The 6,462-nt window shown below is 73.0% G+C and carries 7 protein-coding genes; 6 read left to right on the top strand and 1 reads right to left on the bottom strand.

Translation table 11 applies throughout. The annotated features are described in order from the left end of the window. The 5 genes from AB0I38_RS33535 to AB0I38_RS33515 form a co-directional block, all read left to right on the top strand. Window positions 1–1,045: AMP-binding protein (locus AB0I38_RS33535; protein ID WP_358489862.1), on the top strand; the 1,045-nt coding region annotated here is incomplete at its 5' end. Then, complete coding sequence (locus AB0I38_RS33530; RefSeq protein ID WP_358489860.1) at window positions 1,042–1,191, top strand: hypothetical protein; 150 nt, start codon at window positions 1,042–1,044, stop codon at window positions 1,189–1,191. The genes AB0I38_RS33535 and AB0I38_RS33530, both read left to right, overlap by 4 nt. Further along, window positions 1,184–2,308 carry a thiolase family protein gene (locus AB0I38_RS33525; protein WP_358489858.1) on the top strand — a complete coding sequence of 375 codons (1,125 nt, stop codon included), beginning with the start codon at window positions 1,184–1,186 and terminating at the stop codon, window positions 2,306–2,308. Before AB0I38_RS33530 ends, AB0I38_RS33525 begins: the two co-directional genes overlap by 8 nt. Beyond that, entirely contained in the window at window positions 2,305–2,979 is a 675-nt protein-coding gene (locus AB0I38_RS33520) for an energy-coupling factor ABC transporter ATP-binding protein (protein WP_358489854.1), read from the top strand. The genes AB0I38_RS33525 and AB0I38_RS33520 overlap by 4 nt, the downstream gene beginning before the upstream one ends. After that, entirely contained in the window at window positions 2,976–3,581 is a 606-nt protein-coding gene (locus AB0I38_RS33515) for an energy-coupling factor transporter transmembrane component T family protein (protein WP_358489851.1), read from the top strand. Before AB0I38_RS33520 ends, AB0I38_RS33515 begins: the two co-directional genes overlap by 4 nt. Window positions 3,582–3,647: 66 nt before the next feature. Here AB0I38_RS33515 and AB0I38_RS33510 read toward each other — a convergent pair whose 3' ends face one another. After that, a complete protein-coding gene (locus tag AB0I38_RS33510; RefSeq protein ID WP_358489846.1) occupies window positions 3,648–5,141 on the bottom strand; it encodes a PucR family transcriptional regulator in 1,494 nt (497 codons plus the stop codon). A gap of 167 nt (window positions 5,142–5,308) precedes the next feature. Here AB0I38_RS33510 and torT point away from each other — a divergent pair, with 167 nt between their 5' ends. Beyond that, entirely contained in the window at window positions 5,309–6,430 is a 1,122-nt protein-coding gene (gene torT / locus AB0I38_RS33505; protein WP_358489842.1) for a TMAO reductase system periplasmic protein TorT, read from the top strand. Window positions 6,431–6,462 lie beyond the last annotated feature (32 nt).

Raw genomic sequence — 6,462 nt, 5'->3', positions numbered from 1 at the left:
AGCCGATCGCGGCACCCGCGGAGCAGGCGGCGTCTCACCGGTCGGCGACGACGCCACGATCTTCTACCTGCCGACGACCTCGGGCAGCAGCGCCCGGCCGAAGGTCCTCATGCGTACGCGCGGATCATGGCTGCGCAGCTTCGAGGCCCTCGGGCGACTGCCGGGCCCCGTGCTGATCCCGGGGCCGCTGAGCTCGTCGCTGTTCCTGTTCGGCACGCTGCACGCGCTGTGGTGCGGCCACGAGGTCCGCTCGCTGCCGCGCTGGGCACCCGAGGCCGCGGCCGAGGCGGCGCGCGAGGCTGCCACCGTCCACCTGGTCCCGGCGATGCTGACCGCGCTGCTCGACGTCCTCGACCGGCGGCCCGACCTGCGGGCCGGCTCCGCCCTGCGCACGGTCGTCTGCGGCGGCGCCCACCTCGACCCCGGCGTGCGGTCCCGCTTCTCGCGGCTGCTGCCGGGGGCCGAGCTGGTCGACTACTACGGCTCCGCCGAGCACTCGCTGATCGCGGTCCGGCGTGGCGAGGGCGGGCTGCGGCCGGTCCCCGGCGTGCGGCTCGACGTCCGCGACGGCGTCCTCTGGGTACGCTCGCCGCTCGCGTTCGACGGCTACCTCCGCGACGGCGTCCCGCGGCCCGCGACCGGCTGGTCCACCGTGGGCGACCGGGTCGAGTTCGACGACACCGGCGCCCTGGTGGTGCTGGGCAGGCTCGGGGCGACCCTGTCGAGCGGCGGCAAGCTGGTCTCCGCCGAGGAGGTCGAGGGCGTGCTGCGCGTGGTCCCGTACGTCACGGACGTGCTCGTCACCGGCACCCCGCACCCGACCCTCGGCTCCATCGTGACCGCCGTCGTCGAGGCGTCCCCCGGCAGCCGGCCCACGCTGCGCGAGCTGCGGCACGCCGCGTCGGCCAACCTCGAACCCGGCAAGCGGCCCCGCCGCTGGCTGGTCACCACGGCGCTGCCGCGCACCGCGTCCGGGAAGCCCGCCCGGGCCACGGTCGCCGAGCAACTGCGCGACGGCACCCTCGCCGCGGAGCCGATGCGATGAACGGCACCACCGCGATCAGCCGAGCCGACGCGATCAACCCACGCGATGAGCAGACCCACGCGATCAACCCACGCGATGAGCAGACCCACGCGATCAGCCCACGCGATGAACAGGGCGACGCGATGAGTGAGCCCTGCGATGAGTGAGGATCGGACGCCGGTGGTCGTGGCGGCCCGGCGCACCCCCATCGGCAACGCGGGCGGCGCGCTGCGCGCGTACGGCGCCGACGAGCTGGCCGCCCCCGTGCTGCGGGCCGTGCTCGACGACGCCGCCCTCGACACCGTCGACGACGTCGTGCTGGGCAACGTGTTCGGGCCCGGCGGCAACCCGGCCCGCGTCGCCGCCCTGCGCGCCGGACTGGACGAGAGCGTGCCGGGGATGACCGTCGACCGGCAGTGCGCGAGCGGGCTGGCCGCGATCACCCTGGCCGCGGCGCTGATCCGGGCCGGCGAGGGTGAGGCGTACCTGGCCGGGGGCGTCGAGAGCGCCTCCACCGCGCCCTACCGCGCGTGGCGCCCGCGCTCGCCCGGCGAGACGCCCCGGTGCTACACGCGGGCGCCGTTCGCCCCCGCCGAGATCGGCGACCCCGACATGGGCCCGGCCGCCGACCTGGTGGCGGCCGAGGCCGGGATCTCCCGGCAGCGGCAGGACGCCTTCGCCGCCCGCAGCCATGCCAGGGCGGTCGAGGCCCAGCGGTCCGGCCGCTTCGCCGCCGAGCTGGTCCCCATCGGCCCCGCCGACCGCGACGAGCGCCCGCGCCCCGGCTTCACGGCCGAGCGGCTGGCCCGCTTCCGGCCCGCCTTCACGCCCGGCGGCACCGCCACGGCGGCCAACTCGTGCGGCATCAGCGACGGCGCGGCCGCCGTGTTGCTGGTCAGCGAGACGGTCCGCCGCCGGCTCGGCCTGCCCGGCCTGCGGCTCGTCTCCTCGGCGACCAGGGCCGTCGACCCCAACCGGCTCGGGCTGGGCGCGGTGCCGGCGATGAAGGACGTGCTCGACCGGGTTCCTGACGTCGTCGAGTTCAACGAGGCGTTCGCCGGCCAGACGCTGGCCTGTCTCGACGGCACCGGGATCGACGAGCACACGGCCGGCCCCGACGGCGGGGCGATCGCCCTGGGTCATCCCTGGGGCGCCTCGGGCGCCGTGCTCGTGGTGCGGTTGTTCGCGACACTGGTACGAACCGGCCGCGCCGGCTCCGGCCTGGCCGCCCTCTCCGCGGGCGGGGGCGTGGGCGTGGCGACGATGTGGGAGGCAGTGCCGTGATCGAGTTCGAGGGCGTCGGGCACCACTACGGCGACCGGGTGGTGCTCTCCGACGTCGGCCTGCGCCTGCCGGAGCGGCGGGTGGCGTTCGTCGGGGCCAACGGCTCCGGCAAGTCCACCCTGGCCCGCATGATCAACGGCCTGGTGCGGCCGGCCACCGGCCGGGTCCTGGTCGACGGGCTCGACCCGAGCCGCGACGGCCGGGAGGTCCGCCGGCGCGTCGGGTTCGTCTTCACCAACCCCGACAGCCAGATCGTGATGCCGACGGCCGGCGAGGACGTCGCGTTCTCGCTGCGGCGCAGCGGGCTGTCGGCCAAGGAGCGCGCCGAGCGCGCGGCCGAGGTGCTCGCCCAGCACGGCCTGGCCGGCTACGCCGACCATCCCGCCCACCAGCTCTCCGGCGGCCAGAAGCAGCTGCTCGCCCTGTGCGCGATGCTGGTGCTGGAGCCCGCCGTGCTCGTGTGCGACGAGCCGACGACGCTGCTCGACCTGCGCAACAAACGCCGTTTCGTCGACCTGCTGGCCGAGCTGGAGCAGCAGGTGGTGCTGGTCACCCACGATCTCGACCTGCTCGGCGGCTTCGACCGGGTGATCGTGCTCGACGCGGGACGGGTCGTGGCCGACGACGCGCCCGAACCGGCGCTGCGTCACTACCGCAAGCTCGTCACGTGAACGTCGGCGGCTGGTACGAACCCGGCTCGACCCTGCTGCACCGGACACCGGCGGGCTGGAAGTTCCTCGTCCTGTTCGTGCTCGCCGGAGTGGTCTTCTTCGTGACCTCCCCGGGCTGGCTGGGCGCGATCTGCGCGGCCGTCGCCCTCGGCTACGCGGTGGCCCGGGTCTCGCTACGGCGCTGCCTCCAGGTGCTCCGCATGCTCGCGATCCTGGTGGTGTTCGTGCTCGCGCTGCAGTGGTGGCTGCTCGGGCCCGTTCCCGCGATCGTGATGTGCCTGCGGATCGTGGCCGCGCTGGCCGCCGCCAACCTGCTCACGATCACCACCCGGGTCGAGGACGTGGTGTCGGCGGTGGAGCGCGGGATGCGTCCGCTGGGCAGGTTCGGGGTGCGTCCCGACCGGCTCGGCCTGCTCGTCGGGCTCACCCTGCAGTCGGTGGCGGCCCTGTCCACCATCGCGGCCGAGGTCCGTGAGGCGGCCAAGGCGCGGGGCGCGGACCGGTCGGTCATCGCGTTCACGGTGCCGTTCCTGGTGCGCACCCTGCGCCATGCCGACGAGCTGGGCGAGGCGCTCGCCGCGCGCGGCGAAGGCGACGGCTGACGGCAGCCCCGGGGCGGCCGGACAGCCCGAGGTCGCGGTTCGAGGGGACGGCAGGCCCAGCACGGCTCAGCCGTTGGCGGTGTCGTACATCCGGCTGGCGAGGTTGCAGATCAGCAGCGTGTCGAGGCTGTCGAGGTCGGCGTCGAGCAGCTTGCCGATCTGCGCGAGCCGGTATCTCAGCGTGTTGCGGTGCAGGTGGAGGGCCTTGGCCGTCAGGTGTTGCCGGGCGTCGAGCCGCAGGTAGGTCCGCAGGGTGTGGAGCAGCTCGCCACCGGTCCTGGCGTCATGGTCGATCAGCGGCTGCAGGACCTCGCGCGCGGCGTGCTGTCCGCCCCGCCCGGCGGCCGCCGCCACGATCGAGGCCAGGTCGAAGGCGCGGGCGCGCACCGGCGTCGCCTGCTCCGGCGTGATCATGGCCCGCGCCGAGGCGAGGACCATGCGGATCTCCTCGGCGTCGCGGGCCGGACCGGCGACGACGATCCGCCGGCTGGGCATCTCCCGGCGCAGGACCTCCAGGACGTTGCCCGTCGTGTCGCCGTCGCCGCCCTGGGCGAGCAGCACCAGCATGTCGCCGCTGCGCACCGAGCGTACGACGGGCAGCACCTGCTCCACGGCCAGTCGCAGCCGCAGCGAGTAGCCGGCGGAGAAGGCGGGATTGGGGTGGGCCACGAGCACCACGGTGGGGGCGTCGCTGTCGAAGCCCGCGACGCGCAGCGCCCTCACCAGGGTCGCCGTGGGCGTGGTCCAGTCGGTCAGGCCGGCCAGCACCGCGGCCATCCGCGTGGCGCTCGACGACTCCTCCTGGAGCCTTCGCGTCAGGTCGATGGCGATCAGCGTGGCCGCGGAGTGCATGGCCATCCGCACGGTCTCGACGGTCATCTCGGACCGGCCGACCAGGATGTGGTCGTGCGCCCCGGCCTGGTCGAGAGGCACGGCGAAGTAGCCGGTCGTGCCGTTGGTCGCCAGCCCCTCCAGCACCAGGTCGGTGCGCAGCTCGTGGTGCGTCGGCCAGCTCGACATCACGCTTCCGTCGATGTCGATGATGGCCGCCTCGCCGCCGATCTCCTCGGCGATCTTTCTGAGCAGGGCGGCGAGGGGAGCGCCGGTGGAGACAAGCTTGGCCAGGTCGGCGGCCAGGTTGGAGGCCCGGCCCAGGTCCTTGAACCGGTCGGCGATGATGGCGTCGGCGACGAATTCGCTGATCCGTACGAAGGGCACGCTGTAGGGGACGGCGAGCAGCGGCAGGTCGGCGGCGGTGGCGCACTCGACCAGTGCGCGGGGGACGTCGTGGTGGGTCAGCCCGTGCCCGAAGCCGACCGCCGGGACCCGGGCCGCCTTGAGCCGCTGGATGAAGGCCTGCCACGCGTCGTGGTCGTCCGCGTCGATGAAGGCCCCGGTGGTCAGCAGCAGCTCGCCGCCGCGCAGGAACGGCGTGGGGTCGACGAGCTCGGTCGAGGCGACCCACCGCACGGGGCGTTGCAGCAGCTCAGGACTGCTGGGCGTGACGAGGGTCAGCTCGAGCACGGACTCGGCGAGGAGCTGGCTGAGCGTTAGGGCCATGAACGTGACGACCTTTCGGGCTGACCGTATTGCTGTGCACTTGCACGATACAAGCTCGCCAGCCTTGGCCCTCACGCCCGTAGACGCTGAAACCGGACGCCATGTTGACTGCAAACACCCATCTACCTGCGAAGTTCCCGGCGTGGAACGAAACAAAGGGAGCGTCCGTGCACTTCCGTTATCCCGCCGTTATGGCGACCTCCGCCGTGGCGCTGCTGGCATTGACCGCCTGTGGCTCCGCCTCCTCCACCGACGCCGCCGGCGACACCCCCGCGAGCGCCGCCGCCGGCAAGAGCTGGGCCCCGGCCAAGGTCGACATCTGGGCCGACCTGGCCATGGACAGCGAGCGCAGCAAGGGCGAGTACACCCCGCTGGACAAGGCCGAGAAGCCCTGGAACATCTGCGTGTCGGTCCCGCACATGAAGGACGCCTACTGGCTCGGCCTCAACTACGGCGTGGCCGAGCAGGCGCGCGAGGCCGGCGTCAACATGACGATGGTCGAGGCGGGCGGCTACGAGAACCTGGACAAGCAGACCCAGCAGATCGAGGACTGCGCCCAGAGCGCGGACGCCCTGGTCATCGGCGCCATCTCCTACGACGGGCTGAACAAGACGGTGGACCGCCTGGCGGCCTCCGGCAAGCCGGTGATCGACGTCGTCAACGGCATGTCCAGCGACAAGGTCACCGCCAAGTCGCTCGTCTCGTTCTACGACCTGGCCGACATCACGGCGAAGTGGCTGATCGAGGACTCCAAGGGCGAGGCCGTCAAGGTCGCCTGGTTCCCCGGGCCGAATGGCGCGGGCTGGGCCGAGGCCGGCGAGGAGGGCTTCAAGACCGCCCTCAAGGACAGCAAGGTGGAGGTCGTCGACACCAAGTGGGGCGACACCGGTAAGGATGCACAAAGCCGGTTGATCGAGGATGTGCTCGCCGCACACCCGGACATCGACTACATCATCGGCACCGCCGTGACCGCCGAGGCCGCCGGACCGATCCTGCGGGACCGCAGCCTCAGCGACAAGATCCGCGTCGCGGGCTACTACTTCACCCCGGGCACCCACACGGGCATCCAGCGCGGCACCGTGCAGGCCGCCCCGAGCGACAGCACGGCGCTGCAGGGCCGGATCGCCATCGACCAGGCCATCCGGGCGCTGGAGAAGAAGGAGTTCATGAAGCACGTCGGCCCCGAGCTGGTCATGGTGACCAAGGACACGCTCGGCGACTTCGACGTGGCGACCACACTGGCCCCCGACGGCTGGTCCCCCACGTTCACGGTCAAGGCCGGCAGCTGACCCGACCCCACCTGACGCCCGTCCATGACCAG

Origin of the sequence: Nonomuraea cavernae, assembly GCF_040655715.1 — a bacterium.
Classification (GTDB): domain Bacteria; phylum Actinomycetota; class Actinomycetes; order Streptosporangiales; family Streptosporangiaceae; genus Nonomuraea; species Nonomuraea cavernae_A.
The sequence above is the reverse complement of the archived record's forward strand: the minus strand, read 5'-3'. Positions and strand labels throughout refer to the sequence as shown.

Excerpts from the sequence above, each read along its gene's own strand:
- AB0I38_RS33530 (WP_358489860.1), top strand. The coding sequence starts at position 1,042 with ATGAACGGCACCACCGCGATCAGCCGAGCCGACGCGATCAACCCACGC.
- AB0I38_RS33525 (WP_358489858.1), top strand. The coding sequence starts at position 1,184 with ATGAGTGAGGATCGGACGCCGGTGGTCGTGGCGGCCCGGCGCACCCCC.
- AB0I38_RS33510 (WP_358489846.1), bottom strand. The coding sequence starts at position 5,141 with ATGGCCCTAACGCTCAGCCAGCTCCTCGCCGAGTCCGTGCTCGAGCTG.